General features: G+C 72.2%; 24 protein-coding genes and 2 pseudogenes. 15 read left to right on the forward strand and 11 right to left on the reverse strand.

Annotation, left to right across the window (positions count from 1 at the left end):
- Positions 1–65: 65 nt before the first annotated feature.
- Entirely contained in the window at positions 66–584 is a 519-nt protein-coding gene (locus OG422_RS19835) for a hypothetical protein (RefSeq protein ID WP_405743976.1), read from the reverse strand.
- Between the two features lie 454 nt (positions 585–1,038).
- On the reverse strand, positions 1,039–2,619 hold the full coding sequence (locus OG422_RS19840; protein WP_405743978.1) for an FAD-dependent monooxygenase: 1,581 nt from the start codon (positions 2,617–2,619) through the stop codon (positions 1,039–1,041).
- Positions 2,620–2,657: 38 nt separating this feature from the next.
- On the opposite strand from OG422_RS19840, the gene OG422_RS19845 reads away from it, so the two are divergent.
- Positions 2,658–3,326, forward strand: a complete 669-nt coding sequence (locus tag OG422_RS19845) for a TetR/AcrR family transcriptional regulator C-terminal domain-containing protein (RefSeq protein ID WP_143942915.1) — start codon at positions 2,658–2,660, stop codon at positions 3,324–3,326.
- A 118-nt stretch (positions 3,327–3,444) separates the two neighbouring features.
- On the opposite strand, the gene OG422_RS19850 is transcribed toward OG422_RS19845, so the two are convergent.
- The 3 genes from OG422_RS19850 to OG422_RS19860 are packed head-to-tail and all read right to left on the reverse strand — an operon-like array spanning position 3,445 to position 6,904.
- Positions 3,445–4,587: an acyltransferase family protein gene (locus tag OG422_RS19850; RefSeq protein ID WP_405743980.1), complete on the reverse strand. Its 1,143-nt coding sequence runs from the start codon at positions 4,585–4,587 to the stop codon at positions 3,445–3,447.
- Positions 4,584–5,927, reverse strand: coding sequence for a polysialyltransferase family glycosyltransferase (locus tag OG422_RS19855; protein WP_405743982.1), 1,344 nt, complete (start codon positions 5,925–5,927; stop codon positions 4,584–4,586). The genes OG422_RS19850 and OG422_RS19855 overlap by 4 nt, the downstream gene beginning before the upstream one ends.
- Positions 5,927–6,904 (reverse strand): glycosyltransferase family 2 protein, encoded by a 978-nt coding sequence (locus tag OG422_RS19860; protein WP_143942912.1) that lies wholly within the window; start codon positions 6,902–6,904, stop codon positions 5,927–5,929. Before OG422_RS19860 ends, OG422_RS19855 begins: the two co-directional genes overlap by 1 nt.
- A gap of 187 nt (positions 6,905–7,091) precedes the next feature.
- Here OG422_RS19860 and OG422_RS19865 point away from each other — a divergent pair, with 187 nt between their 5' ends.
- From OG422_RS19865 to OG422_RS19885, 5 genes are all read left to right on the forward strand, one after another.
- Positions 7,092–8,429 (forward strand): DUF6716 putative glycosyltransferase, encoded by a 1,338-nt coding sequence (locus OG422_RS19865; RefSeq protein ID WP_405743984.1) that lies wholly within the window; start codon positions 7,092–7,094, stop codon positions 8,427–8,429.
- A gap of 53 nt (positions 8,430–8,482) precedes the next feature.
- Positions 8,483–9,781, forward strand: a complete 1,299-nt coding sequence (locus tag OG422_RS19870; protein ID WP_405743986.1) for a cytidylyltransferase domain-containing protein — start codon at positions 8,483–8,485, stop codon at positions 9,779–9,781.
- A 68-nt stretch (positions 9,782–9,849) separates the two neighbouring features.
- Positions 9,850–10,776, forward strand: coding sequence for an N-acetylneuraminate synthase family protein (locus OG422_RS19875; RefSeq protein ID WP_405743988.1), 927 nt, complete (start codon positions 9,850–9,852; stop codon positions 10,774–10,776).
- 124 nt (positions 10,777–10,900) lie between these two features.
- Positions 10,901–12,196 carry a hypothetical protein gene (locus tag OG422_RS19880; RefSeq protein WP_405747910.1) on the forward strand — a complete coding sequence of 432 codons (1,296 nt, stop codon included), beginning with the start codon at positions 10,901–10,903 and terminating at the stop codon, positions 12,194–12,196.
- 202 nt (positions 12,197–12,398) lie between these two features.
- Positions 12,399–13,682: an amidohydrolase gene (locus OG422_RS19885; protein ID WP_405747912.1), complete on the forward strand. Its 1,284-nt coding sequence runs from the start codon at positions 12,399–12,401 to the stop codon at positions 13,680–13,682.
- Positions 13,683–13,764: 82 nt separating this feature from the next.
- On the opposite strand, the gene OG422_RS19890 is transcribed toward OG422_RS19885, so the two are convergent.
- Positions 13,765–14,259, reverse strand: coding sequence for a CGNR zinc finger domain-containing protein (locus tag OG422_RS19890; protein WP_405743990.1), 495 nt, complete (start codon positions 14,257–14,259; stop codon positions 13,765–13,767).
- A gap of 105 nt (positions 14,260–14,364) precedes the next feature.
- On the opposite strand from OG422_RS19890, the pseudogene OG422_RS19895 reads away from it, so the two are divergent.
- Positions 14,365–14,517: pseudogene (locus OG422_RS19895) on the forward strand (alpha/beta fold hydrolase); the annotation flags it as partial.
- A 69-nt stretch (positions 14,518–14,586) separates the two neighbouring features.
- Here the strand turns inward: OG422_RS19895 and OG422_RS19900 are convergent.
- From OG422_RS19900 to OG422_RS19920, 5 genes and pseudogenes are all read right to left on the reverse strand, one after another.
- Entirely contained in the window at positions 14,587–15,216 is a 630-nt protein-coding gene (locus tag OG422_RS19900; RefSeq protein WP_405743991.1) for a hypothetical protein, read from the reverse strand.
- A gap of 85 nt (positions 15,217–15,301) precedes the next feature.
- Positions 15,302–15,547, reverse strand: coding sequence for a hypothetical protein (locus OG422_RS19905; protein ID WP_405743992.1), 246 nt, complete (start codon positions 15,545–15,547; stop codon positions 15,302–15,304).
- Between the two features lie 94 nt (positions 15,548–15,641).
- Positions 15,642–15,902 (reverse strand): annotated as a pseudogene (locus OG422_RS19910) (hypothetical protein); the annotation flags it as partial.
- A gap of 226 nt (positions 15,903–16,128) precedes the next feature.
- Positions 16,129–16,341 carry a DUF397 domain-containing protein gene (locus OG422_RS19915; protein WP_405743994.1) on the reverse strand — a complete coding sequence of 71 codons (213 nt, stop codon included), beginning with the start codon at positions 16,339–16,341 and terminating at the stop codon, positions 16,129–16,131.
- Positions 16,338–17,177, reverse strand: coding sequence for a Scr1 family TA system antitoxin-like transcriptional regulator (locus OG422_RS19920; RefSeq protein WP_405747913.1), 840 nt, complete (start codon positions 17,175–17,177; stop codon positions 16,338–16,340). Before OG422_RS19920 ends, OG422_RS19915 begins: the two co-directional genes overlap by 4 nt.
- 478 nt (positions 17,178–17,655) lie before the next feature.
- Between OG422_RS19920 and OG422_RS19925 the strand changes: the two genes are divergently transcribed.
- From OG422_RS19925 to OG422_RS19960, 8 genes are all read left to right on the forward strand, one after another.
- Positions 17,656–18,051, forward strand: a complete 396-nt coding sequence (locus tag OG422_RS19925) for a hypothetical protein (protein ID WP_405743995.1) — start codon at positions 17,656–17,658, stop codon at positions 18,049–18,051.
- 618 nt (positions 18,052–18,669) lie between these two features.
- A complete protein-coding gene (locus OG422_RS19930; protein WP_405743997.1) occupies positions 18,670–19,701 on the forward strand; it encodes a BMP family protein in 1,032 nt (343 codons plus the stop codon).
- 72 nt (positions 19,702–19,773) lie between these two features.
- Positions 19,774–21,453, forward strand: a complete 1,680-nt coding sequence (locus OG422_RS19935; RefSeq protein ID WP_405743999.1) for an ABC transporter ATP-binding protein — start codon at positions 19,774–19,776, stop codon at positions 21,451–21,453.
- Entirely contained in the window at positions 21,450–22,619 is a 1,170-nt protein-coding gene (locus OG422_RS19940) for an ABC transporter permease (RefSeq protein WP_405744001.1), read from the forward strand. Before OG422_RS19935 ends, OG422_RS19940 begins: the two co-directional genes overlap by 4 nt.
- Positions 22,616–23,899: an ABC transporter permease gene (locus OG422_RS19945; RefSeq protein ID WP_143941400.1), complete on the forward strand. Its 1,284-nt coding sequence runs from the start codon at positions 22,616–22,618 to the stop codon at positions 23,897–23,899. Before OG422_RS19940 ends, OG422_RS19945 begins: the two co-directional genes overlap by 4 nt.
- Positions 23,896–24,297 carry a cytidine deaminase gene (locus OG422_RS19950; protein WP_405744003.1) on the forward strand — a complete coding sequence of 134 codons (402 nt, stop codon included), beginning with the start codon at positions 23,896–23,898 and terminating at the stop codon, positions 24,295–24,297. Before OG422_RS19945 ends, OG422_RS19950 begins: the two co-directional genes overlap by 4 nt.
- A 288-nt stretch (positions 24,298–24,585) precedes the next feature.
- A complete protein-coding gene (locus OG422_RS19955; RefSeq protein WP_405744005.1) occupies positions 24,586–25,863 on the forward strand; it encodes a thymidine phosphorylase in 1,278 nt (425 codons plus the stop codon).
- Between the two features lie 96 nt (positions 25,864–25,959).
- Entirely contained in the window at positions 25,960–26,553 is a 594-nt protein-coding gene (locus tag OG422_RS19960) for a Uma2 family endonuclease (RefSeq protein ID WP_405744007.1), read from the forward strand.
- Positions 26,554–26,565: the final 12 nt, after the last annotated feature.

Genomic DNA, 26,565 nt, shown 5'->3' on the forward strand with positions numbered 1-26,565 from the left:
GCGGGCGCTACGGGGGGAGGGCTCGGTCAGTCGCCGCCGACGTCCGCCTGCGGAGGTACCACCGATCAACCTGCCGGGATCACCCGGAAGACGACCCGGTCCCGGATCTCCGCGAGGCATGCGCGAGCCTGCTCCTCGTGGTCGGCCGGAAGCGAGGCGGGCTGCGGCAGGCCGGCCTCACGCAGCCTCGCCCGGCACAGGTCCTTGTTCCGGGTGGTGTGAGCTGCCGCCGTACCGACGCCCGGGACACCGAGCGCCTCACCCACGGCGGCGAGCGGTTCCACACACAGGTCGCGGAACGCCGGCCCGCCGATGGCGAAGTAGATCAAGGGGCCGGCCGTCACCAGACCGATGGGGGCGGCCAGTGCCGATGCGGTGGACCACAGGGTGATCACCGGCTGCTCGTCCTCCTCGGTGAGAAAGGACTGCAGATATGAGTACGCGATCGGTGTGAACGGCGCGTAGATCAGGCCACCGAAGAAGAAGGAGATCGACGCGGTCAGCACATTCTGCGCGCCCGCCAGCCCGAACATGGCGGCGGCCCAGGCCGCGATGATGCCGACGAGGAGCGTCTGCTTGGGCACCGTGCGCAGATTGGTCGGAAACCCAGAGGGTATCGGGGTCCATTCTTATCAGCCATTTACGCTCGCCGGGCCTCTCGCGCAGGCTGAATCTGTCGTCCCATAGGCTTACCTCCTCACCCAGGTATCTGACCAGCTTCCGGTGGGCCCGGTCGGCGTCGAAGGATACGACGAGACCGGAACCATGAGCGATAACCTGGAGCGTTCGGCCGGCCCCTCACGCTGGGTAAATGCGGCGGAAGCCGATCTCGTTGTGGCGATCCGTATCAAGTTCTTGCCCCGGTAATAGGTGGTCAAGCAGACCGCGAGGGTGGCTCATTCCTGAGGAAACGACGTCGTGGAGTCTGGCCGAATGTTCGCCATGCAATCGATGGCGTAATTTTGTTCATTATTTATTTTGTGCGGGGTTTCCTATGGCATGAGGAAGCCGTCAGAGTTGGCTCATGCTCCACACCGCTCAGCCCACCGCCCCGATCGCCCCCTCCCCGAAGAAGGACCGCAGGCCCTCCACCGCATGGGCAGCCGCATCCTCCGCCGGTGTCGCCCAGGCGATGTAGCCGTCAGGACGTATGAGGTACAGGACGGGATCCGGGCCGTACGCGTCCCGGAGATGGCCGTACGCGTCGACGAGGTCGGGGGCCGCGCCCCCGGTGCGGACGATGCGCACCAGGTCCGGATCGACCGGAAGTGCGGCCGGATCGAGGTCGACGTCGCCCAGCGCCAGCAGCGTGAAGTGCGGCCCCCGTAGCAGGTCGAAGAGGCGGAGGGGGGAGCCGTCAGGGGTGGTGCACGGGGCGTCCGGGGCGCGGTCGCCCGCGTGGGGGGCGTCTTCGGGGATGTGGGGGCGTAGCTCGCGGGTGAGGGTGCTGTCGCGGTAGCCGATGCCCAGTTGGTGGAGGTCGCGGCCGCGGCGCCAGTTGCGGTTGCGGTGGAGGCGGGTGCTGGTGTCGAGGATGCGGGTGGCGAGGGGCTGGCGCTCGGCCTCGTAGGTGTCGAGGAGGGTGTCGGGGGCACCGTGGCGCAGGACCTGACCGAGCTTCCAGCCGAGGTTGTAGGCGTCCTGGACGCCGGTGTTGAGCCCCTGGCCGCCCGCGGGGGAGTGGATATGGGCGGCGTCGCCCGCGAGGAAGACGCGTCCGGCACGGTAGGTGTCGGCGCGGGCGGCCCGGGGGCGGTAGACGGAGGTCCACAGCACGTCGCGGATCTGCTCGGGGGCGAGGTGGGTGTGGCGGGCGAGGGCGGCGCGGGCGCCCGCTTCGCTGGGGTCGGGGGTCTCGTCCCGGGCGATGACGAATGCCTGGAAGACGTCGGTGCGGGCCAGCGGGAGCAGCATCACGAAGCCGCGCTTGTCCGGCAGGATCCAGCGGTGCCAGTGGTCGCGGTCGAGACCGTCGATGCGGACGTCGGCGAGGAGCGCGGCGCCCTCCTCCAGGGTCGGGCCGCTCATGGTGATGCCCAGGGCGTGGCGGACGGTGCTGCGGCCGCCGTCGGCGGCGACCAGATGGCGGGCGCGGACCGGGTGCGCCCCGTCGGGGCCGCGGAGGGTGGCGGTCACGCCGTCCATGTCCTGGGCGAACGTGGTCAGTTCGGTGCCGAAGCGGACCTCGCCGCCCAGCTCCCGCAGCCGGTCGTGGAACAGCTCGACGGCGCGGAAGAGCGGCACCATCAGGATGTTGGCGTACGGGATGGCGGGCGTCGGCTCGTAGCGGTCGATGGCGAGGAAGGACTCGGCGAGGCGGCCGTCGCGCCAGATCCCTATCTCCGGGTACGGGCCGCCCGCCGCCAGGAGGGCGTCCAGCAGGCCGAGGTCGTCGTAGACCTCCAGGGAGCGCGGCTGGTGGCCGGTGCCACGGGCGCCGGGGGAGAGCGTCCGCTGCCGCTCGACGACGAGGGCGCGCAGGCCGCGGCGGGTCAGGTCGATGGCGAGGGCGAGGCCGGTCGGGCCCGCTCCGGCGATCAGTACGTCGATCTCGCCGGCGGAGCCGTCGGGGGTGGGAACGGCCGCGCCGGAGTCTTCCTTAACGCTGTTAAGTTCCATGCCTCCGAGGCTGCGCTTAACGGTGTTAAGTTGTCAACATGGTTTCGCGCATCGACCGGAAAAAGATGGTGGACGCCGCCCTCCGGCTGCTCAACGAGGTCGGTCTCGACAAGCTCACCGTCCGCCGCATCGCCACGGAACTGCACGTCCAGGCGCCCGCGCTCTACTGGCACGTCCGTAACAAGCAGGAACTCCTCGATGAGATGGCCACCGAGATGATGCGGCGGATGGCCACCCCGCTGATGGCGGAGCCCGTGCTCGCCACCCCGTGGCAGAAGCAGCTGGCCGACGCCTGCCGCGGCCTGCGCCGCGGACTGCTCGCCTACCGCGACGGCGCCAAGGTCTTCGGCGGCACCCGGATGGTCGGCCAGGGGTACGCCGCGCCGTTCGACGCGTTCATCCGGCGGCTCGTCGAGGCGGGCTTCGCCTTCCCCGACGCGGTCCAGGCGTGGTGGACCGCCTACAACTTCACCGTCGGCCTGGTCATCGAGGAGCAGTCAGTCCACCCGGATCCGGCCCACCCCGAGTACCGCGACCCGGCGTACGACAGCGCCGAGCGTGAGCGGCGGCTCGGCGACCGGTACCCGTACGCGGCGCGCGCCGGTGCCGAGCTGTTCGGCGACATCGAGCGGAACTTCGAGGCGGGCCTGCGGATCATCATCGCCGGGATCGAGGCGACCGTGGAGATACGGCCGGACGCGAGCTGAGACGCCCCCGGCCTGCGGCGCCCGGCCGCGCGCCGCGCCGCGTCGCCGACACGCACCAGGGGCGCGGACCCGACCGGCCCGCGCCCCCGTACGTACTCACCGTTCGCTCACCGTTCGCTCACCGCTTCGGGGCGCTCGCCCGTTTCAGCACCGGCGTCAGCGGGCGCTCCACCCAGCGGTGCAGCAGCCACGCCAGCAGCAGCATCGACGCGACGGTCAGTGCCAGCGTCGCGGACGACGGCAGTCCGGCGCCGATGTGCAGGGCGTGGACGACGACCCAGCCCAGGTGTTCGTGGACGAGGTAGAAGGGGTAGGTCAGCGCTCCGGCGACGGTCAGCCAGCGCCAGTTCGCCCACCGGAAGTGGCCCAGTGCGATGGCCCCGACGAGGACGAAACCGGCGGTGACGACCGCGACGATGCCGAACTGCGAGCGGTAGGAGAAGCCGCCCGCGGACGCCGGATGCCACAGCCCGGCCACCGCGAAATGCTGTCCGATCAGCCAGCTGACCAGCACGATCGACCAGGCGATCGGATCGCGGGCGCCGTAGCGGTGCAGCAGGTACAGCCCGATGCCGCCGATGAAGAACGGTGCGTACTCCGGCATCAGGACGGTGTCCAGCAGCGGTTCGTGCGCCGCCTGTGCCAGCGCCGCGGCCAGCGTCCAGCCCGCGCAGAACAGCACCACCCGGCGCCGGGTCGCCCCGGGCAGCACCACACAGAGCGCGAAGAGGGCGTAGAACCGCATCTCCGCCCAGAGTGTCCAGCACACGCCCAGCACCCGGTGCGCGCCCAACGGCATCTGGAGCATCGTCAGATTGGTCAGCACCTCGCTGGGCGACACCGTCGCGTACACCACGCCCGGTAGCGCGAAGACGGCCGTGACCAGCAGCACCGCGACCCAGTACGCCGGATACAGCCGCGAGATCCGGGACGCGATGAACGCCCGCAGGGTGCGGCCCCAGCCGCTGAGGCAGATCACGAAACCGCTGATCACGAAGAAGATCTGCACGCCCAGACAGCCGTACGCGAAGAAGCCCGAGGCGGTCGGGAACTGCACGGCGGGCGAGGAGCCCCACGCCGTGCCGATCTCGCCGTCGCGTCCGCCGTAGTGGTACGCGGCGACCATCAGCGCGGCCAGCAGTCGCAGCCCGTCCAGCGCCCGCAGCCGGGACGGCGCGCGGCGCGCCCGCTCCGCGGCGCCGGACGGCGCGGCGCCGGTCCCCCCGGCGGCGGGCGCCGGAACCGTCAGCTGCCCGGTCATGCCGACGCGACCCGCCTCTTCAGCCGCCGCTGCACCGCCCGCGCCCGGCGCGCCACCCGCAGCACGGCGGGGTTGCGCGGCAGGAACGCCAGCTGGGAGGGGACCGCGCCGGGCAGCGCCAGCGCGGTCAGCCGCCGCCGCTTGAAGTACCGGCGGGTGTACGGCGTCAGATGCGCCGACAGGTAGCGTTCGGCGGCCGGGCGCAGCCGCGGGTAGATCTGGTGCTGCATCGCATAGCCGACCGCCTCGACCAGCCCCGCCGGTACGGGCGTGACCGCGGTGGCCGCCGGGTCGTCGAGGTCCGGGACCGTCGCGTCGACGATCGTCACCGGGATGCGGTTGCTGTTCTGGTACGGCGTGAGCCGCTCCAGCAGTAGCCCGGTACCGGTCCGGGCGACCGGCAACCCGTAGAACGCGGACGCCGTCAGCAGCGCCGTGGAGAAGCAGCCGACGACGAGATCCGGCCGCATCCGGGCGTAGACGACCTCGGCGAGCACCGGGGTGTCCAGCACCGTCAGTGTGACGTCGAGCCGTTCCGCCTCCCGTTCCAGCAGCCGCGACCAGCGGGCCGGGGCCGACGGATGCGGTTTGAAGACCAGCGTGCGGTGGCCGCGCGCGACCGCGCCGCGCACCATCCGCACATGCAGGTCCTCCTCCTCCTGCGGCGTGAGGATGGAGAGCGCGGAGAGGTACTGCCCCAGCAGCAACGCCCCGCCCTCGGGGAGGTCCAACTCGCCAGCCGCACCGTCGAGTTCGCCGAGGACCTTGGTGAACGCCTCCGTCGGCACGGTCTGCGCCGCCACCCCGAACTCGGTGAGCAGCAGCGGGACGAGGCCCGGCACCAAGTCCAGGTGGAGGAGCCGGCCGATGCGGGTGCCGACCAGCGGGTCGAGCTTGTCGCGGGTCGGGCCGTAGCTCATCAGCCCGTCCGCGTAGACGTCGACCGGCGCGTCCGGGAAGAGTTGGGCCACCGCCAGCGCCGGGTTGACCTGGAGGGACTCGACGACCAGCGTGACGCGGTCGTCGCCCAGCCCCCACTCCTTGCGCAGATACCGCTCCCACAGCGGTACGTCGTCCGGGCGCGGCGACCAGCCGCCCGGGTGGAAGGGGCGGATGGTGTCGTTCCAGGACAGCACCCCGTCGAAGCGGGCGCGCAGCTTCGCGAAGCCGGGCGCCGCATCCAGCGCCGGGGTGGTCTCCGGCGTCGCCGCGTTGTTGCAGATCAGCAGCAGGTTGCGGTCGGTGGGGGAGAAGGCGTCGCTGTCCAGGGCGGCGGCGAGGGTCGCCGCGCCGTACAGGGTCGACGCCAGGAAGATGCGGGTCAGTGGCCGGGTACCCATCAGGCGGCGACCCCCGAGGCGACGGGCCGGCGGCGTAGCCGCCGCAGCCGGGACGCACGCTGCACATCCATGGAATCCAACGCTTCCCTCAGTACGTCCTGCGGCATACGCTTCAGCGCCGCCGCGCTCAATTCCCGCAGCGCGCGCGCCACCTGCGGTTCGAAACGTTCGATGGAACCGAGATGGTGCGAAATGATCGCGCAATACGTTCGGACCGCTTTCGGCAGCAGCGTGTCCGCATCGCGGTCCTGCGCGGTTTCCTCGATTACCTGATCGAATGCGCGCAGGAAATCCAATTGCCGGACATCGCCGATCTGCGTGAGCGACGACGCGACCCCGCGCCGGTAGAAAACGCCGAGCAGTCCGACCACCGCCATCGATTCCGCCTCGCGGTGCAGCCGCCAGATCCACGGCCGGTCCTCGGCCGTCCGCAGCCCGTCGCGGAACCGCAGCACACCGCTGTCCAGCAGCCGCCGGTGGTAGATGCCCGCCCAGGCGTATGCGTAGTCGACGGAGGTGGAGCGGTCGGCGGGCAGGATCACGTCGCGCGGGTTCATCACCACACCGCGCCGCCCGTGCGGCACCCGGCTGATCGTGCGGGCGCGCGCGGTGCACTGGACGTGGTCGGTGCGGACGAAGTCGCAGCCCAACTCCTCGATGGCGCCCAGCAGATCGCTCAGATGGCCCGGCGCCAGCCAGTCGTCGCCGTCCAGGAAGGTGAGGTACTCGCCGCGCGCCGCGTCCAGGCCGGTGTTGCGGGCGGTGGCGAGTCCGCCGTTCTTCTCGTGCCGCAGCAGCCGGGCGCCCGGCAGCTCGCGTGCGGCACGCTCCAGGATCTGCGGCGTCTCATCGCGCGAGCAGTCGTCGACGAGCAGGAATTCGAAGTCCTCCCGGGCGTTCGCCGCCAGGCTCTTGAGGGTGTCGGGCGCGTATGTCTGCACGTTGTAGAACGGCACGATGACGGAGAGCTTAACCACCCGGGTGACGTTAGGGGCGCCGCCGCCATTCGTCTTTACCGCGGGCGGACGGCGCGGTGAACGAAGAATGGCGGGACGGTTAACCGGACCGCATCGGCGGCCGGTTCGCCATTCGGCGACCCGCTGTTAACCGTTTGTTGCGCGGTGGTTGGCCCGCCGAACCGAATCGATTCCTAGCGTCATCGACGTGCCCTCACGTACCTCTTCTACGCCGCGGGTCGCGGTACTCGCCGATTCGGACACCCGGTGGAAATGGGGCGCTTTGACAGCGTACCGAATCCACCCGGAGGCCCGGCTCGACGGCTACCTCCTGCGCGGCCGCGCCACCCCCACGGTCCGCCAGCTCCACGAGGTCGGCGCGCGTGCGCAGACGCTGCGCGAGATCCGCGGGATCGACTTCCTCGACCTGATGCGCGCCGACGCCGGATCCGCCGAGCCCTACGACACCGTCGTCCTCGCGTTGGTCGGCGGCGGTGTCCAGGCGATGCTGCACGGGCTGGCCCGCGCCTGGGAGGGCACCGTCCGCCGCCCCGCCGTCGTCACCGGCTACGTCGGCGTGGTCTACGAGAAGCTCGCCGACGGGCTGCTGCTGCGCCACGGCGCGGACGTGGTGCTCGCCAACTCCCGGCACGACGCGGACCGCTTCCGCGCCGTCTACCGCGGCGCCGGCGCCGACGACTCCGCCGTCACCGAATGCGCCCTGCCCTTCCTCGGCGGCGACCCCTACGCCGGCGAACACGCCCCGTACACCGTGGTGTTCGCCGCCCAGCCGTCCGTGCCCGACAACCGCGCCGACCGCGGCTACCTGCTGCGCCGCGCCGTCGAGCACGCCCGTAAGCACCCCGACCGCGAGGTGCTGATCAAGCTCCGCAGCAAGCCCGGCGAGCACACCACACACATCGAGGAGCTGCCGTACCAGAAGCTCGCGGCGAAGGTCCCCGGCGGACTGCCCGCCAACTGCCGCCTGGTCTACGGCAACATGGGCGAGGTCCTGGACCGCACCGACCTGATGGTCACGGTCTCCTCGACCGCCGCGCTGGAGTCGCTGCACCGCGGCGTCCCCACCGCTGTCCTCACCGACCTCGGCATCCGCGAGGTCCTCGGCAACCACCACTTCCTCGGCTCCGGCTGCCTCGCCTCCTGGGACGACCTCGACGCCGGGCACCGGCCCGAGCCCGACGCCGACTGGCTCGCCCGCCAGGGCGTCTGCGCCGACGGCAGCTACCCGCGCGCCTTCGACGCGGTCCGCGCGAAGGTCGCCGCCCTGCACGCCGCCGGGCCGCTGCCGCCGCTCACCCCGTACTACACACCGCGCACCGCCCCCGGCTACCTCCCCGGCATCCTCGCCCGGCACGGCCTGGACCCGCACGGCGTGCCCATCGCCGGCTGCGCGCCCGAGGGCCGCGAGGCGCCCGGCGGGCTGCGCCGGGTCGCCCGCGACGCGGTCCGCGAGGCCGCCCGCGGCGCCTACCGCCACGGCGTGCAGCGCGTCGCCCCCGCCATCCGCCGCTGGGGGCAGCTGTGACCGTTCCGCCCGCCCGCCAGGGGAGCCCGCGCGGCCCCCGGAAGGAGCCCCCCATGCCGCACCGCCCGCCCGCCAGCCCGCCCGTCGTGGTGGCCGTCATCCCCGCGCGCGGCGGCTCCAAGGGCGTGCCCGCCAAGAACCTCGCGGCCGTCGGCGGCGTCCCGCTCGTCGCCCGCGCGGTCCGCGCCTGCCGCGCCGCCCGCCTGATCACCGATGTCGTGGTCTCCACCGACGACAACGGCATCGCGGCGGCCGCCCGCGGCGCCGGAGCCGTCGTCGTCCGCCGCCCCGGCGACCTCGCCGGCGACACCGCCACCAGCGAGGCCGCCGTGCGGCACGCCATGGACGCCTACGAGGCCGAGCGCGCCGTCCGCGTCGACGTGGTGCTGCTGGTCCAGTGCACCAGCCCGTTCCTCACCCCCGAGGACGTCGACGGGGTCGCCGCCGCCGTCGTCGAGGGCGGCGCCGACACTGCGCTGACCGTCGCCCCCTTCCACGGCTTCGTCTGGCGCGACGCCGACACCATGGCGGAGGCCGCCGGTGCCCTGGAGGACGGCACCCTGGAGGCGGCCGTGGACGCCGCCCCGGCCGCCCGCCGTGCCACCGCCACGGCCGTCGCCCCGTCCGGCGGCTACGGCGTCAACCACGACAAGTCCTTCCGCCCCCGCCGCCAGGACCGCCCCCAGGACCTGCTGGAGACCGGCGCCGCCTACGCCATGGACGCCACCGGCTTCCGCGCCGTCGGCCACCGCTTCTTCGGCCGCACCGAACCGGTCCGCACCGACCCGGCGCGCGTCCTGGAGATCGACGACCCGCACGACCTGGCGCGCGCCCGCGCCCTCGCGCCGCTCCTCGACGGGGCGACGCCCGGCGCGCTGCCCGGCGCGGACGACATCGACGCGGTCGTCCTCGACTTCGACGGCACCCAGACCGACGACCGGGTGCTGATCGACGCGGACGGGCGGGAGTTCGTCTCCGTCCACCGCGGCGACGGCCTCGGCATCGCCGCGCTCCGCAAGGCGGGCCTGAAGCTGCTGATCCTCTCCTCGGAGCAGAACCCGGTGGTCGCCGCGCGCGCCCGCAAGCTCCGCATCCCCGTCCTGCACGGCATCGACCGCAAGGACCTCGCCCTCAAGCAGTGGTGCGAGGAGTCCGGCGTCGCCCCCGAGCGGGTGCTCTACGTCGGCAACGACGTCAACGACCTGCCCTGTTTCGACGTCGTCGGCTGGCCCGTCGCCGTCGCCGGGGCGCATGACGTGGTGCGCGGCGCCGCCCGCGCCGTCACCGCCACCCCCGGAGGCAGCGGCGCCGTCCGCGAGATCGCCTCCTGGCTCCTGGGCCCGTCCCTCTGAACACCCCTTACCGCACCGCACGCCCGGGCACCGCGCCCGGCACCCACCCACACATGAAGGACCTCCCCATGAGCAGCAACTCCCGCATCCGTAACCTCGGCAACCGCGAGGCCGGCCCCGGCCGCCCCGTCTACGTCACCGGCGAGATCGGCATCAACCACAACGGCGACCTGGAGAACGCGTTCGCGCTGATCGACGCCGCCGCCGACGCCGGGTGCGACGCCGTCAAGTTCCAGAAGCGGACCCCGGAGATCTGCACCCCGCGCGACCAGTGGGACATCGAGCGCGACACTCCCTGGGGCCGGATGACGTACATCGACTACCGCCACCGCGTCGAGTTCGACGAGGAGGGCTACCGCGCGATCGATGAGTACTGCAAGAAGCGCAACATCGCGTGGTTCGCCTCCCCCTGGGACGTCGAGTCCGTCGCCTTCCTGGAGAAGTTCGACGTCCCCTGCTACAAGGTCGCCTCCGCCTCCCTCACCGACGACGAGCTGCTGCGCGCGATGCGCGCCACCGGCCGCACCGTCATCCTGTCGACCGGCATGTCCACCCCGAAGCAGATCCGCCACGCCGTCGAGGTCCTGGGCAGCGACAACATCCTGCTCTGCCACGCCACGTCCACGTACCCGGCGAAGGCGGAGGAGCTGAACCTCCGGATGCTCCACACCCTCCAGGACGAGTTCCCGAACGTCCCGATCGGCTACTCCGGCCACGAGACCGGCCTCCAGACCACCCTCGCCGCCGTCGCCCTCGGCGCCACCTTCGTCGAGCGCCACATCACCCTCGACCGCGCCATGTGGGGCTCCGACCAGGCCGCCTCCGTCGAGCCGCAGGGCCTGACCCGCCTCGTCCGCGACATCCGCACCATCGAGGAGTCCCTGGGCGACGGCGTCAAGAAGGTCTACGCGAGCGAGCTGGGCCCGATGAAGAAGCTCCGCCGCGTCCCCGGCGTCGTCGCCGAGGCGGAGACCGCGGCCCCGGCCGCGGTCTGACCGGCCCCGGGAAACGGCGGACACCCCCGTGACCGCATCCGAAGGCCCCCACGCCGAGTCGCCCGCGCCCGGCGCGGCGGCCCCACCCCGGGAGGCGGCGGCCACCCCCCGCCGCCTCCCGGGGGTGCCCCGCCCCCGCGACCGCGCCGCCACGGGGGCCACGGCCCTGCCCCCGGCCACGCTCGCCTTCGTCGAGAGCCCGGTTCAGCTGCTGAACGTGCTGGAGTGGGCCTACGAGGAGGGGGCGGGGGCGGTGACGGGTGCTCCGGGCGGCGCACGCGGCCCGGGCAACGCGGGCACGAACGGGGCGCCGGGCGGCCCGGGCCCGGACGGCAGTGGCCCGGACGTCGGCGCCCCGGGCGGCCCGGGCCTGACGGCTCCCGGCTCGCCGACCGGCCCGTCCACCCCGGGCCGCACCCCCCACTCCGCCCCCCTCACCATCGTCGTCCTCTCCCCGCACGACCCCATGACCCGCGGCCAGCTGCGCCGCATGGCCGAACTCGCCCGCGAGGAAGGCCACACCGTCCGCTGGGAGGACGCCCGCGGCGGCGCGACCGCACCGGTGCGCACCATCGGCGGACTCGCCCCTCTGCTGCGCCGCGCCGAACGCATCGTCATCGGCGACCCGTTCTCCCGCTATGTGCAACTGCTGCTCACCCTCGCCCGCGCCCGTGACCTGGTCGTCGTCGACGACGGCACCGCGACGATGGAGTTCATCGCCCAACTCGCGCGCGGCGAACGGCTGGTGCGCTGGCACCGGCACGGCAGCGGCCGGGGGGCGCGCGATCTGGCCTTCGCGCCGTTCGCCCGGGCCGCGCGCCGCCGGCTCACCCCGGCGCCGGACGGCGGCCGCCGCACCGTCGGCGTCTTCAGCTCCATGCCGGTCGAGGCGCCGCCCGGCGTCCGCATCGCCACCAACGCCTTCGCCTGGACCCGCCGCCGCTTCGGCCCGCCGCGCCTGACCCGCGCCGCCGACATCGTCGGCACCTCCCTCGTCGAGACCGGCGTGGTCGACGTCGACCGCTACCTGGAGGCCGTCGCCCATCTGGCCCGTACGCACGGCGCCACCCGCTACTTCGCCCACCGCCGCGAGCACACCGACAAACTCCACCGCCTCGCCACCGAGACCGGCCTGGAGGTGGTCCGCCCCGAACTCCCCCTGGAGCTGATCGCCCGCCGGGGCCCCATCGGACGGCTGATCGTCAGCTTCCCCTCGACGGTCGTGCACACCCTGCCGCTCGCCCTCGTCGGCACCGGCGTCCGCGTCGCGGTCTGCGACGTCGACCCGGCCTGGCTCACCAGCCGGGCCTCGCCCCGCGCCCAGGGCTTCCTCGACGACGTCACCGGCACCGCCCGCGGCGTCGACCGCCTGCCACCGGAGCGGCCGACGGAGCCGGGGCCGCCCGCGGAGCCGGAATGAGGTGACGACCTCGGGCGCGGAGAGCCGCCGGTCCCGGCTCGGCCCCGCCCCCGGCCGACGCGAAAACAAAAGGAAATACCCCACCCCCGGGTCATCCATGCGGCGTAAGGCTCGAAAATCTTCCCCTGACGGGCTGAACTTTTGTTGATCCAGGGACAGTTGCCCCTGCGGGGACCGTAACCTTCCCCGCGTGAGCCAACTGATGTACCCTGCCGCCGCCCCTGCCGCCGCCCCTGACCCGACCGACCCGCAGGACCTGCTCCCCGGAGCCCTCTCCGAGGCGTTGCACACCGAACTCATCGCCTTCCGCCGCGACCTGCACATGCACCCCGAGCTGGGTAATCAGGAGTTCCGCACCACCGAGACGATCCGCAGCCGTCTGGAGGCGGCCGGTCTGCGGCCCCGTGTCCTGACCGTCGGCACCGGCCTGATCTGCGACATCGGCACCGACCCGGCGGACATCACCCGCGTGGCCATCGGGCAGGGCGACGACCCCGACGCCCGCCCGCTGCTGGCCCTGCGCGCCGACATCGATGCCCTCCCCATCCCGGACACCAAGACCGTCGCGTACCGCTCCACCGTTCCCGACCGCGCCCACGCCTGCGGCCACGACGTCCACACCACCGTCGTCCTCGGCGCCGGACTGGTCCTCGCCGACCTGGCCCGCAGGGGCCAGCTGCCGTACCCGGTCCGGCTGCTCTTCCAGCCCGCCGAGGAGGTGCTGCCCGGCGGCGCCCCCGACGCCATCGAGTCCGGCGCCCTGGACGGCGTCGCCCGCATCCTCGCCGTCCACTGCGACCCGCGCGTCGACGCCGGACGCATCGGCCTGCGCACCGGCCCCATCACCTCCGCCTGCGACCGCCTGGAGGTCGCCCTCGACGGCCCCGGCGGCCACACCGCCCGCCCGCATCTGACCACCGACCTGGTCACCGCCGCCGCCCGCGTCGCCGTCGACGTCCCCGCGCTCGTCGCCCGCCGCGTGGACGCCCGCTCCGGCCTCGCCGTCACCTGGGGCCGCCTGGACGCCGGGCACGCCTGCAACGTCATCCCGCAGCACGCCGAACTCTCCGGCACGGTCCGCTGCCTCGACCTGGACGCCTGGCGGCGCGCCCCCGATCTCGTTCACGCCGCGATCGACGAGATTGCCACCCTGCACGGCGCGAAGTCGCAGACCACCTACGTCCGCGGCGTCCCGCCCGTCGTCAACGAAGCCACCTCCGCGCAGCTCCTGCACGACGCGATGACCGCCCGCTGCGGTCCCACCGCCGTCGAGTCCACCGAACAGTCCCTGGGCGGCGAGGACTTCTCCTGGTACCTGGAGCGCGTCCCCGGCGCCATGGCCCGCCTCGGCGTCCGCGTCCCCGGCAGCAACGACCGCCTCGACCTGCACCGCGGCGACTTCGACGTCGACGAGTCCGCCATCCGCACCGGCGTCGAACTCTTCACCGCCGCCGCGCTGCTGTCCGGGGCGGCCCCGGTCTTCTGAGCCCGCGCCCGTACCGGCCCCCGACGGCCCCGCACCCGGGGAGCGGCGGGGGCCGTCGCCTGCGCGCGGCGGCCGCCTCCCGTCAGGTCTGACGGGCGCGTTCCTGGTGGCGGCGGGCCTTCAGGCGGTTGCCGCAGGTCTTCATCGAGCACCAGCGGGCGGTGTTGGCGCGGCTGCGGTCGAGGAGGAAGAGGCGGCATTCGCCGTTGCCGCACGGGCGCAGCCGCCCCGGCCTGCGCTCCTGGACGTCGTACCAGGCGAGCACCAGCTCCACTGCGAGCAGCCGCTCGGGCGGCGCCTCCAGCTGCCACCGCAGGCCCGCCGCGTCGACCTCGGGCAGGCGGCGGACCCCGGCGAGCATCCGCCGCAGCTCCGCCTCGGGCACGGGCCCGCGGGTGGCGGCCTGGAGCACGTCCCGCGCCGTCCGCAGCCGGTCCAGCGCCGCCGCGTCGCCGGAGCCGCCGTGCTCGTGCGCCCACCGCCGCAGCGCGGCGTCATCGGCCCACCGGTCCTCCGGCCGGTCGTTCACCACCGGGGTGCTGTTCAGCGCATCGAGCAGCGCCCGTTCGTCGATCATCTCTGCCACCTCCCGGCTAACCCCATTCCATACCTTGACAGGTTACTCCGCATCCGCTCCACTGGAGGTACGGATAGCCATCGCAGAGGCTTTAAGGGGTTAGTCATGGTGGAGATCCGCCACCGGTACGCCACCGTGCACGGCCACCGCGTCTTCTACCGGGAGGCGGGCCCCCGCGACGCCCCGGCCGTCGTGCTCCTGCACGGCTTCCCCACCAGCTCACGCATGTTCCGCCGGCTGATCCCCGAACTCGCCGACGGCCCGGGGCTGACGCCCGCGCGCCCGGCGGGGCGAAGAGCCCACCGGGCGCGGTGCGGGATGCGGGGTTTACGGGTGGTACTTCTCCGCGACGACATCGGCGGCGCCGACCTTGGTGTCCATGGTGACGCGAACGGTCACGCTGTTGGTCTTGGCGGCCGTCTCCAGCTGCTCCACGTCGCACTTGTAGGTGCCGAAGCCCTCCTTGTCGATGGAGACATTGCCTTCGGGGTCGCCGCAGATCGCGGCCGCGCCGAGCACCCTCGTGGCGTTGGCGACCAGGAACGCCTGGTCCGTGCCGCCGCTGTCGGGCTTGACGATCAGCTTGCCGGGCGCGAGGTAGGACAGCTTGCCGACGATCGTCCGCTCGCCCCCCTGAGCGGCGCCGCCGCCGGTGGACCCGCCGCTGTCGCCGCCGGTTGTGGACCCGCCGCCACCGGTCGTGGTGTGCTCACCGGACCCCGCGCTCCGCGCGGACCCCTTGCCGCCGTCCTGCCCACCGGAGCTGCCCGACGCCGAGCCGCCCGTGGACTGCTCCCCGTCCTGCGACGCGGCCGAGGAGTTCACCTTGCCCGCCCCGGTGTCGCCCTGCCCGCAGGCGGTGACCCCCATCCCCAGCGCCGCGGCGGCGGCGACGGAAAGGGCGATACGGCGGCCGGCGCGGCCGCGGAAGCGGTGGGCGGTGGCGGTGATCATCATGTGCTCCCGATGCTGTGTTTCTGTCGTCTCGCTCCCGGACGCTCACCACTCTGGGCCACCGGCCTGCCGTTCCGCTAACGGGCGACTAATACGTGGCGGTTGGCCGACGGGACAGGTCCTGGCGGGCTGTGCTGCTCCTTCGGACGGTCGAGTCGCGGGCCGTCAGGCGACGGTTGACGCAGGCGGTGATGGCGGGCGCGACCGTGGTCATCGCCGGGCGCCAGCCCGGGACGGCGTTCACCTCGCAGAGGGTGTAGGCGCCGTCGGCCGCGAAGAGCAGATCCACCCCGGCGATGTCCAAGGCCAAAACGGTGGATGCTTCGACCGCCAACTCCTCCGCCTTCGGATAGCGGCCCCGAACACAGGTCGGCGGAGCCTCCGTTGCCGATGTTGGCGGCGAGGGCACCATGGCCGGAGGTGTGCAATACGGCGCCCACGGGCTTGCTATCGACCACCACCACGCGCAGGGCGCGGCCGTGCGAGGAAGCCACGTGTTCCTGGAAGAGAAACGGGACCTCCTGGGTGAGGCTGCCGGCCAGTTCGCTCAGCAGGTTCTGATCGGGGGCGAGGAAGACCTGACGCCCTTTGGTACCGCTGACGGCCTTCACCACGCAGGGCGCCTCCAGGTACGGGTTGCGGACGACGCCCGCGCGCCCCAGAGCCATCGGTTGCTCCCGTACGAGCATCCACACGTCGGCTGGTGCCGGGATCACCGACAGGCCACCATCTGCTGTCTTCACCTGGGCTCCTCACCCTTTGCCCCCTGGGGCGCGATGGCCGAGTCGAAGCCACTTTCCCAGTTTTGCCCTTACGGGTGTGCCACGCGGCCCCGCGAGAGAACGAACGAAAGCCCCGCCGCGCCCCGGGGGATGGGTGGCGCGACGGGGCTTCCGTCGTGGTCTGCGGTCCGGCTCAGGCGCGGAACTCTCCGGCCTTGACGCCCGCGACGAAGGACGCGAACGCGGTGGCGGGGACGGTCAGGGCGGGGCCGCGCGGGTCCTTCGAGTCGCGGAGGGGAACTATGCCGGTGGCCGCCGCATGCGCCGGAGCCCACTCGACGCAGGAGCCACCACTGCCGCTGAAGGAGGACTTGAACCAGGTCAGGGGGAGGGATTCGGTCGTCACGGGGTGCCCTTTCGCAACTGCTCGATCGTGGCCACGGATTCCGCCTGGGAAAGCGCTTCGGCCTGTAGCTGATGGTAGGACCTCACCAGCGGCAACACGGACGTGATCTCCCTGTCCAGATGCCCGTTGGTCTCGGACTCCACGTAGGACATGACGGAGCGGTCGGGCAGTGTCAGCAGGTTCACCAGCCGGTTGAACGGGCGGCGCTCACCTATGGCGTACGGAGCCAACTGAAGCACAGAGTTCGCCTGTTCAGCGAACTCAATCAGGTGGGCCAGCTGGTGCTCCATGACCTCTGTTCCACCGATCATCCGCCGGATGCAGCTCTCGTCCAGAACCACGATCACCATGGGCGGGATTCGCCGTACCAGGGCCGCTTGCCGTTCCGCCAGGGACTCGACTCGCTCACGGGCTTCTTCGGGGGTGAGCGTGCCCCGCCTCACGTGACCTTCTTCGATGGCGCGTGCGTACTCCGGTGTCTGGAGCAGTCCAGGAATCACGCCCACGTCGAACAGTCGTATCTCCGCCGCGTGAGCCTCCTGTCCTAGGTACTCCGGAAAGCCTTCCAGCAAGCTCCCGTTTCTGATCTCCCCCCAAGCGCGCTCGAACGACTCCGGGGTCCCTGTGAAGCCCAAGGTCGCATCAAGACTGCGCGAAAACCGCAGAGTCGGCGGCTTACGGCCAGTTTCCACCGCCGAGATGTGCCTGCCGGAGTAACCGACGAGTTCGGCGAGGTCGTCCTGCTTCCACCCCCGCGCTTCGCGAGCACTGCGTACGCGCGCACCGAAGGCCGCCTGCGGGCTTGCCTCGGGGTTCAGCTCCTTGATGTTTACCAACGTGCCCTCCACACCTGGAACGTTGAAGACGGGTCCGACGCTAGGCCACGCTAACCCTCCCCAGTAGTGGAATGGCTACGGAGAGGGACGGTCATGGCTGTCAGGATTGTCAGGATTCGCAGAGGTCGGCCCACGGAGCGTGAGGTCTCCGCCACGCCCCGCGCCACCCCACGCACCCGAGGTGACCTGCGATGACGGGCTACTTCGCCGAAGTCCGGTGCGAGGGACGGCCGTTCGGGTCCGACGTCACCGCGTCACACGTCCTGGGCACCTTTCGAACGATCTCGCCCGTCCTCGCCGTCCGCTGGCTCCGGGGTCAGGCCCGGCATCTCGCGGAACGGCTCGACCCGGACCCGGAGCGTGCGCCCTGGGTCCGGCCCGTCCGCTCACCCGCCGACGCACGCCCCCCACTCCGCCACCGCATCGGCGGACTCGCGCACCCGCTCCACGTACTTGCCGAAGACCCCTGGAGGTAGCCGTGCAGGAAACCCCCGCGGACCGGTCCGCCGCCCGCAGCTCCGCCCCCGTCGCCGCGCAGCACCTCACCGGCACCGACCTGGCCCACCACGTCCGCCTCCTGCCGTGGACCGCCGACGGCAAACTCTGCGTCCTCAGCACCAGCGGCCCCGGCAGCTTCCTCTCCCGCCTCGCCGACGGCGTCGAGGACGCCCAACTCGACGTCGGATACGACGTGTTGCGGCAGGGCTGCGCGGTCCTGGCCGACCCCCTGTCCCCCTACGGGGAGGTGCGGTACGCCGGGGTGCGGCTCGCCGAATGCCTGCGGGACGCACTGGGGATCGCGGAGTCGCGGGGGCTGCGGGTGCCCGAGCCGGAGGGAAGCGAGGCGGAGAGCCCTGGCCCCCGGCCTGCGTGACCTGCAGGCACCGTCTGCCCGCCTCTCGCGAGGGCCCGGTCGGTGCCGCCACGCGGCTCCACCGGCGAACGGGCCGCCTGCCCCTTCACCGGGTACCTCGCGGGTGGCGGCTCAGTCTCGACCGCGCCTGACCAGGGCGGGATTCCTCCGGACCGGAACCGCCTCCACCGGCCCCGCGCTCGGCCGACCCGGAGCCGCCTTCCGCTCATGATCGGCCTCCTTGCGCGACGTCGGTTGGCGCAGTCCCGGGACCACAGGTCGAGATCAAGCGTCGGCGGCTTCCTGGCGGGCACGGCGACGTGCCCTGCCCGTTCCCCCCACGCCCCGCTCCACGCGGAATTCGTTGCCTTCGGGGTCGAGCAGCGTCACCCACCCCGAGCCGTCCGGCCGCCGGTGGTCCTCGTGGACGGTGCCGCTGCCGCATCGCGCCGCCGCGCCCCGTGCCGCCCGAGGTCGTCGATCGCCGCCCCCGCCCGTGCCCCGAGGCGCCAGGTCCCCACCCCCTTCGCGACGAATCGATAACGGCAGCGTCGTGGAGGGTTTTGCGCCATGTCTACGCGCGTTAATCTCCCGCTAAGCCGGAGCCACAGGGGGCTCCGGGAGCGAAGGGAAGGCCCCGTGCGTCGGGTCACCAGGATTGCCGCCGCGGCCAGTGCCACCGTGGTTCTCGCGCTCACCGCCACCGCGTGCGGACAGAGCTTCGCCGAGGCGAACCGTGCCAAGCACGCGGGCGTCGGGCTCGCCTTCGACATCGGTGGCCGGGACGATCACTCGTTCAACGAGGCGGCCGCGCGGGGCACGGAGAACGCCCGGAAGGATCTCGGCGTCAACGTCAAGATGCTCACGGCGAAGAACGGCGAGACCGAGGCCGACCGTGAGCAGCGGCTGACGTCGTTCGCGGAGGCCGGGTACAACCCCGTCATCGGCGTCGGCTTCGCGTACAGCCAGTCGGTGCAGAACGTCGCGGAGGACTTTCCGGAGACGACGTTCGGCGTGGTCGATGCGGTGCCGACCGGCAAGAACGTCGATGCGATGGTCTTCGCCGAGCACGAGGGTTCGTATCTGGCGGGCGTCGCCGCGGCGCTGAAGAGCAAGAGCCACAAGGTCGGCTTCATCGGCGGCGTCAACAACGCGCTGATCCAGAAGTTCCAGGCCGGGTTCGAGCAGGGGGTGCGCGCCACCGACCCGAAGGCCGAGGTCGTCTCGCAGTACCTCTACCCGAACAACGACAAGGGCTTCAACGACCCGGCAGCGGCGAAGGCCAAGGCCGCGGGCATGCTCGACAGCGGTATCGACGTGATCTACTCCGCGGCCGGGCAGTCCGGCGCCGGGTCCATCGAGGCGATCAGCAAGCGCAAGGGCGCCTGGGCGATCGGCGTCGACTCGGACCAGTACCAGCAGGCGGGCCTCGCGAAGTACCGGGACTGCATCCTCACGTCGGTGGTGAAGAACGTCGACGTGGCCGTGTACGACCTGATCAAGAGCGTCGAGGACGGCAAACCGCTGACCGGCATCCACGCCTACGACCTCAAGAAGGACGGCGTCAAGCTCGCCACGTCCGGCGGTTTCATCAAGGACATCCAGCCGCAGATCGACGCGGCCCGGAAGAAGATCGTCGAGGGCAAGGTGAAGGTCAAGGAGACGCCGTAGCCCGGGACGGCACCGCCCCGGTGGCCCGGTCAAGGCCCCGGGGTCTCAGCCGTGCCCCTTCGTGACCCACGCGTGTCACACCCGCCCCTTCCGCTCCTTCATCCCCGAGGGGAGTGCGCCATCAACGCAGCACCCACGAGCAGCGCCCCGGCCCGGCCGGACGCCCCTGCCGTAGAACTCCGCGGAATCACCAAACGGTTCCCGGGCGTCGTCGCCAACCACGACATCCACCTCACCGTCCGCCGCGGCACCGTCCACGCCCTCTGCGGCGAGAACGGCGCCGGGAAGTCCACCCTGATGAAGATCCTCTACGGCATGCAGAAGCCGGACGAGGGCACCATCGCGCTGGACGGCACCGAGACCGCGCTGAGCACCCCGGGCGACGCCATCGCCCGCGGCATCGGCATGGTCCACCAGCACTTCATGCTCGCCGACAACCTCACCGTCCTGGAGAACACCGTCCTGGGCGCCGAGAAACTGCACGGCATCGGCGGGCGCGCCCGCACGAAGATCATGGAGATCTCCGACGCGTACGGCCTCGGCATCCGGCCCGACGTCCTCGTCGAGGACCTCGGCGTCGCCGACCGGCAGCGCGTGGAGATCCTCAAGGTCCTCTACCGCGGTGCCCGCACCCTCATCCTCGACGAGCCGACCGCGGTCCTCGTCCCGCAGGAGGTCGACGCGCTCTTCGCCAACCTGCGGGAGCTGAAGTCCGAGGGCCTGACCGTCCTCTTCATCTCGCACAAGCTGGGCGAGGTGCTGTCGGTCGCCGACGACATCACCGTCATCCGCCGCGGGACGACCGTCGCCTCCGTCGCGCCGGACGACACCACGCCCCAGCAGCTCGCCGAGCTGATGGTCGGCAGCGAACTGCCGTCGCCGGAGACCCGCGAGTCGACCGTCACCGATGAGCCGATGCTCCAGGTCGACGGGTTGCACCTGTCGGCCACCGACTCCGACGGCGCGGTCCGCACCGTCCTCGACGGCATCGGCCTCACCATCCACAAGGGCGAAGTGCTGGGCGTCGCCGGTGTCGAGGGCAACGGCCAGGCCGAACTGGTCGAGGCGATCATGGGGACCCGCACCCCCGACCGCGGCACCGTCACCCTCGACGGCGCCGACCTGTCGGGCACCTCCACCCGCCGCCGCCGCGAGGGCGGCATCGGCTACGTCCCCGAGGACCGCCACCGCCACGGCCTGCTGCTCGAAGCCCCGCTGTGGGAGAACCGTATCCTCGGCCACGTCACCGAACGCCCCAACAGCAAGGGCAAGCTCCTCGACCCGGCCGGTGCCCGTAAGGACACCGCACGGATCGTCGAGGAGTACGACGTGCGCACGCCCGGCATCGAGGTCACCGCGGCCTCGCTCTCCGGCGGCAACCAGCAGAAGCTGATCGTCGGCCGCGAGATGAGCCACCGCCCCAAGCTTCTGATCGCCGCGCACCCCACCCGAGGGGTCGACGTCGGCGCGCAGGCGCAGATCTGGGAGCAGATCCGCACGGCCCGCCGCGAGGGCCTGGCCGTGCTGCTGATCTCCGCCGACCTGGACGAGCTGATCGGCCTGTCCGACACCCTGCGGGTGATGTACCGGGGCCGGCTGGTCGCGGACGCGGATCCTGCCGTGATCACCCCGGAGGAGTTGGGCTCCGCCATGACCGGTGCCGCCAGCGGCCACCTCACCGCGGACGGGGACGCCGACACCGGCCGTCCCGCGTCCGGCGACACCGAGCCGACGGGCGGTGACCAGGCATGACCGCCGCCAAGCTGCCCGCACAGGGCGGTGCGCGCAGCGCCACCCGCGACAAGGTGGTCCTCGCCCTCGCCGCGCCGCTGCTCGCCGTCGTCGCCGCGATAGTCATCAGCTCGCTGGTCTTCCTGGCGTCCGGCGAGAACCCGTTCCGCGCGTACGGGATCATGGCCGATTACGGCCACTACAGCGACAGTCAGGTCTGGATCGTCAACAAGGCGGTCCCGTACTACCTGTCGGCGCTCGCGGTCGCCATCGGCTTCCGGATGAACCTCTTCAACATCGGCGTCGACGGCCAGTACCGCCTCGCGGCGTTCGCCGCCGCCGCGGTCGGCGGTTCGCTGGTGCTGCCCGGCGCCCTTCAGATCGTGCTGCTCATCGTCGTCGCGATGCTCGTCGGCGCGATCTGGTCCGGGATCGCCGGGCTGCTGAAGACCACCCGCGGGGTCAGCGAGGTGATCACCACGATCATGCTGAACTCCATCGCCGCGTCCGTCATCGGCTACTTCCTCCAGGACGGCCGCCTCGCCGTCAAGGACGGCAACCTCCTGCACACGAAGTTCCTGCCGGAGTCCAGCCACTTCTTCTCCTTCCCGACGCACCCCAAGCCGGTCTACGGCTTCGTGGTGATCGCGGTGATCGCCGGAGCCCTGTACTGGTTCCTGCTCTCCCGCACCCGCTTCGGCTTCGACCTGCGGGCGGTCGGCGCCTCCGAACCGGCCGCCGAGGCCAGCGGCGTCAGCGTCAAGCGGATGGTCGTCATCTCGATGCTGCTGTCCGGCGCCGCCGCCGGTCTGGTCGGCATGCCCACCCTGCTCGGCGAGTCCTTCCAGTACGGCACCGACTTCCCGGCGGGCATCGGCTTCACCGGCATCGCCATCGCCCTGCTCGGCCGCAACCACCCGGTCGGCATGGCCTTCGGCGCGCTGCTCTGGGCGTTCCTCGACCGCACCGGCTCCCGCCTGGAGTTCGAGGGCTACGCCCAGGAGATCGTCGGCGTCATCCAGGGCGTCATCGTGCTCTGCGTCGTCATCGCGTACGAGCTGGTGCGCCGCTACGGCCTGCGGCTCCAGCAGCGCAAGGTCGGCGAGGAACTGGCGGCCGCGGCCCGCGCGGCGGGCAGCCGCGCCGACGACGCCGGTAACAACGACAAGTCGGAGGTGTCGGCGTGAGCGCGGACCTCAAGCCCGCGGCGCAGCCCGTCGCGGCCGCCGCGAAGGGCGGGCGGCGCAAGCTGACCTACCCCTGGATCCTGCTGATCCTCGCGGTCGCCCTGCTCGCCGTCTCCGGCCTGCGGGCCCTGACCGGCACCGCGGACCTCACCTCCACCGGCCAGTTCGGCGCCGCGCTCTCCGCCGCCGTACCGATCGGCCTGGCCGGTCTGGGCGGCCTCTGGTCGGAGCGGGCCGGGGTGGTCAACATCGGCCTCGAAGGCATGATGATGCTCGGCTCGTTCGCCGCCGGGTGGATCGGCTGGCAGCACGGGCCGTGGGCCGCGGCCGCCGCGGGCATCGTCGGCGGCGCGCTCGGCGGCCTCGTCCACGCGGTCGCGACGGTCACCTTCGGCGTCGACCACATCGTCTCCGGTGTCGCCATCAACATCCTCGCCCTGGGCGCCACGCAGTACCTCGCCACCCTCTGGTTCGGCGGCGAGGGCAGCGCGGCGCAGGCGGCGGGCGGCAACGACAAGCAGTCCCCGCCGATGCCGGACATGCCGACGTTCACCGTCCCCGGCCTGTCGGACTGGCTCAACTCCGTCGAGGCGCACCACTGGTTCTTCGTCTCCGACCTCGCCGGGATCCTCGGCGCGGCCGTCACCAACGTCTCCTGGCTCACCCTCGGCACCGTCGCCCTCTTCGTCGCCACCTTTTACCTGCTGTGGCGCTCGTCGTTCGGTCTGCGGCTGCGGTCGTGCGGTGAGGCGCCGCTGTCGGCGGAGTCGCTGGGCGTCAACGTCTACGCGTACAAGTACGCGGCGGTGCTGGTCTCCGGTGCGCTCGCCGGTCTCGGCGGCGCGTTCCTCTCCATCGGCGTGCACTTCTACCAGGACGGCCAGACCGGCGGCCGCGGCTACATCGGCCTCGCCACCATGATCTTCGGCAACTGGCGGCCGGGCGGCGTCGCGATGGGCGCCGGACTGTTCGGCTTCATGGACGCGATGCAGCTGCGCAGCGGCGGGCCCACCGTCCACGCCCTGTTGCTCGGCCTCGCCGCGCTGCTCGCCGTCCTCGCCCTGCTGCGGCTGCGCGCCGCCAAGCGCGTCCAGGCGACGGTGGCCGCCGTCGTCGCCGTGGCGCTGGTGGTCTGGTACGCGGTCGCCGATACGGTGCCGCTGGAGCTGGTCGAGGCCAGCCCGTACATCGCCACCCTGCTGGTGCTCGCGCTCTTCTCGCAGCGGCTGCGGCCGCCGAAGGCGGGGGGCCGGCCCTACCGTCGAGGACAAGGCGCATGACCTCACAGGAGCCGGTCGACTGGACCGCTCTGCGCGCGCGGGCCCGGGACGCGATGTCCCGGGCCTACGCCCCGTACTCCGGGTATCCCGTAGGGGCCGCGGCGCTCGTCGACGACGGGCGGACGGTCACCGGCTGCAACGTCGAGAACGCCTCGTACGGCCTTGCGCTGTGCGCCGAATGCGGCCTGGTCTCGGCGCTGTTCGCCACCGGCGGCGGCCGTCTGACGGCGTTCACCTGCGTCGATGCGGCGGGCGAGGTGCTGGTGCCGTGCGGGCGCTGCCGTCAGCTGCTGCACGAGCACGGCGGTCCTGAGCTGCTGGTCGACACCGGCTCCGGAATCCGGCCGCTCGTCGAACTGCTCCCGGACCCGTTCGGGCCCGGACACCTGCGCGGCTGAGGGCGGTTGACGCGGCGGGCCGCCTCGGGGGGGGCGTCCGGGGCGGCTCCGGGGTTTCTCCGGGTGAGATCGGGGGCGCCCCGGAGCGTGCGCGCCGGGCGCCTTCGTACCGGACCCCGCGGTGCCGCGGCGTGTGCGCGCCGGGCACTCCCGGGCCGGGGCCCGCGGCGCCCCGCCCGTCCTGCCGTGCCGCCACGTGCGGCCCGGGTGGCGTTCCGCGCCATCCGGCCTCGCCCCTCCCTTTCTATGCGTGTAGAACAGGGGGCAACCGTTCGAAAGGAAGCCTCCATGGACGTCATCTCCGTCATCCGCACCAAGCGCGACCGCGGCGAGCTGACCGCCGATCAGATCGACTGGGTCATCGGCGCCTACACCCGCGGCGAGGTCGCCCATGAGCAGATGGCGGCCCTGGCCATGGCGATCTTCCTCAACGGCATGAACCGCACGGAGATCGCCCGCTGGACGGCCGCGATGATCAACTCCGGTGAGCGGATGGACTTCTCCTCGCTGACCCGTCCCACCGCCGACAAGCACTCCACCGGTGGCGTCGGCGACAAGATCACCCTGCCGCTCGCCCCGCTGGTCGCCGCCTGCGGCGCCGCCGTCCCGCAGCTCTCCGGGCGCGGGCTCGGCCACACTGGCGGCACCCTCGACAAGCTGGAGGCCATCCCCGGCTGGCGCGCCCAGCTCACCAACCCCGAGATGCTGGACGTGCTGCGCGACGTCGGCTCCGTCATCTGCGCCGCCGGTGACGGGCTGGCCCCCGCCGACAAGAAGCTCTACGCGCTGCGCGATGTCACCGGCACCGTCGAGTCGATCCCGCTCATCGCCTCCTCGATCATGTCCAAGAAGATCGCCGAGGGCACCGGCTCCCTCGTCCTGGACGTCAAGGTCGGCTCCGGCGCGTTCATGAAGAACCTCGACGACGCCCGCGAACTCGCCGCCACCATGGTCGAGCTGGGCACCGACCACGGCGTGCGCACCACGGCCCTGCTCACCGACATGGCCACCCCGCTCGGCCTCACCGCGGGCAACGCCCTGGAGGTCCGCGAATCCGTCGAGGTGCTGGCCGGGGGCGGCCCCCGCGACGTCGTCGACCTCACCCTCGCGCTCGCCCGCGAGATGCTGGACGCGGCCGGACTGCCCGACGCCGACCCGGCCAAGGCGCTCGCCGACGGCTCCGCCATGGACCACTGGCGCCGCATGATCCTCGCCCAGGGCGGCGACCCCGACGCGCCGCTGCCCGTCGCCCACGAGCAGCACACCGTCACCGCCTCCGCCACCGGCATCCTCACCGAGCTCGACGCGTACGCCGTCGGTCTCGCCGCCTGGCGGCTGGGCGCGGGCCGGGCCCGCAAGGAGGACCCGGTGCAGGCCGGTGCCGGGGTCGAACTCCACGCCAAGCCGGGCGACTTCGTCGCCGCCGGACAACCGCTGCTGACCCTCCACACCGACACCCCCGAGAAGCTGCCCTACGCCCTCGAAGCCCTCGACGACCAGGTCGTCGTCGGCCCGGCCGACACGACGTTCGCCGGTACGCCGGTGGTGTTGGAACGTATCGGCTGACCTGGGGTTTCCCGTATGGGTGGCGGTGATTCGTGGACGGGGCGCCCGCCCGCCGGGCATGCTGGGATGGGTGACGTCCCGATAGAGGAGACCGCCATGGGCGCACTCACCGTCGACCACACTCCGGACCCTGGCCGCGAGTGGGACGACACCGTCCGCATCTGGGAACAGACGGACGCGCCGGAGGGCTGCAAGGTGGAGATCATCGAGGGGATCGTCACCGTGTCACCGCCGCCGGACGGCATGCACAATGCCATCGCAGACGAACTGGCCGAAAGCCTGTACGCGGACAAGCCCAAGGAATGGGGGATCTACCAGACGCTCGGCGTCGCCGTACCGTCGCGGGAAGGGCTGTACCTCCCGGACCTCGTCGTCGCGCCGAAACAACTGGTCAGGAGCGATTCGGGGGGCTGCCTGCCGGCCGCCGCGTGTGAACTCCTCGTGGAGATCACCTCCCGGTCGAACGCGGCCCACGACCGGATCAGCAAGGCCGCGGGGTATGCCCGGGCGGGGGCCCCGCTCTACCTGCTCATCGACAGATGGGCTCCCGCCGGGCCGACCCTCACGCTCTTCGGCGAGCCGAAGAACGGGGTTTACCGCACCCTGAGCACGGTCAAGTTCGGGGAACCGCTCGACCTTCCGGAGCCGTTCGGCCTCACCCTCGACACCTCCAGCTTCCTGCCGGACTGACCGCCCCACGAC

The organism is Streptomyces sp. NBC_01525, from assembly GCF_045040405.1.
Taxonomy (GTDB): Bacteria; Actinomycetota; Actinomycetes; order Streptomycetales; family Streptomycetaceae; genus Streptomyces; species Streptomyces benahoarensis.